This window comes from Leisingera sp. F5 (assembly GCF_001593695.1).
This window is the reverse complement of sequence record NZ_LUKH01000780.1, coordinates 1-1,683: the sequence shown is the minus strand read 5'-3', so window position 1 is coordinate 1,683 and position 1,683 is coordinate 1. Positions and strand designations below refer to the sequence as shown.

Genomic DNA, 1,683 nt, shown 5'->3' with positions numbered 1-1,683 from the left:
ACCAATTCGTCGTACGGTAGCGGGCTGGTGTGGGCTTGCTCATCTGCCCCGTCTAACCGCATGGATTCGTGATGTGAATCCTTAGCACTCAGAGTTCTGCAACAACGCCTACAGATGGTGAACTTTACTTAGGTAAGCTGTGGTTTATTTGCGTCATGGAACGGGTGGTTCTGAATAGACCCAAACATAAGCGTCGCAGCTTTTTCTGGAACCGTATTCCATTTTTTGTCCGCTCCGAATCCCACAAACTGTCTGCTCAGCGCAGAGATAAGCAAACCTGTATTTTTCGGACCAAACCCTCCAACGCCTTCACCTTCACCTTGCCTCAGAAAATAGTCGACAATAGAGAAGTGAGCCTTAAGCACATCTGTAGCCCACAGATCACCCGCATTTAGGCTGGTTTCAAAGTCTGACACCTCTTCGATTGATCGATCATAGGGGTAGTGAAGATCGGGTAGAAGTTCAGTCTTAAAGTCCAGCAACTTTTTCACCTCTTACTTGTGGGCGTGCAAATAGGGAGCCTTCCGCTTTGAATGTCATTAGCCGCTAGTGATGCGTGAAAGAGAGTATTCTTTTGGCTACGAAAACTTCTTCTGCGACTTGCCCCGGTACGCCCGCGTCCCGGCCTTGCCCGCGGTTGACCGTCCGCGGGATTTCACCGCTGCATCAGACGCCGCCTCCACCGCCGATTGCCGCGCTAGCGGGTCGTCGGAGATGGCGAGATCCACCGCCTCCAGCCGTTTGACCTCGTCGCGGAGACGTGCGGCTTCTTCGAATTCCAGGTTCTCCGCCGCCTTGCGCATCTCGTCGCGCAGGCCCGCCAGATGCGCCTCCAGATTGGCGCCGTGCATCGGCTTGCCGATCTGGGCGGTGACACGGTTCATGTCGACATCGCCCTCGTAGAGGCCGGCAAGCACGTCCTCGACGTTTTTCTTGACCGTTTCCGGGGTGATGCCGTGCTCCAGGTTATAGGCGATCTGCTTTTCGCGGCGGCGGTCGGTTTCGCCCAGGGCGCGCTCCATCGAGCCGGTGACGCGGTCGGCATACATGATGACGCGGCCTTCGGCGTTGCGGGCAGCGCGGCCGATGGTCTGGATCAGCGAGGTTTCCGAGCGCAGGAAGCCTTCCTTATCGGCGTCGAGAATGGCGACCAGCCCGCATTCCGGAATGTCGAGGCCTTCGCGCAGGAGGTTGATGCCGATCAGCACGTCAAAGGCGCCAAGCCGCAGGTCGCGCAGGATCTCGATCCGTTCCAGCGTGTCGATGTCGGAATGCATGTAGCGGACCTTGATGCCCTGTTCGTGCAGGTATTCGGTGAGGTCCTCGGCCATGCGTTTGGTCAGCGTGGTGACCAGGGTGCGGAAGCCGTTGGCGGTGACGCGGCGCACCTCGTCCAGGAGGTCGTCGACCTGCATGTCGACCGGGCGGATTTCGACCCGCGGGTCCAGCAGGCCGGTGGGGCGGATCACCTGTTCGGCAAAGACGCCGCTGGATTGCTCCAGCTCCCATTTTGAAGGGGTGGCGGAGACAAAGACCGACTGCGGGCGCATGGCGTCCCATTCCTCGAACTTCAGGGGGCGGTTGTCCATGCACGACGGCAAGCGGAAGCCGTGTTCGGCGAGGGTGAACTTGCGCCGGTGGTCGCCCTTGTACATGCCGCCGATCTGGGGGACGGAGACATGG

At 59.1% G+C, this 1,683-nt stretch carries 2 protein-coding genes; both read right to left on the bottom strand.

The window, feature by feature from the left end; all coding sequences use genetic code 11:
* Positions 1-128: 128 nt before the first annotated feature.
* The gene (locus tag A2I95_RS35895; RefSeq protein ID WP_291737305.1) at positions 129-482 is read right to left on the bottom strand and encodes a Fic family protein; all 354 of its coding nucleotides are present in this window, start codon (positions 480-482) and stop codon (positions 129-131) included.
* A gap of 96 nt (positions 483-578) precedes the next feature.
* On the bottom strand, positions 579-1,683 hold a 1,105-nt coding region (locus A2I95_RS35890), incomplete at its 5' end, for a helicase-related protein (protein ID WP_291737304.1).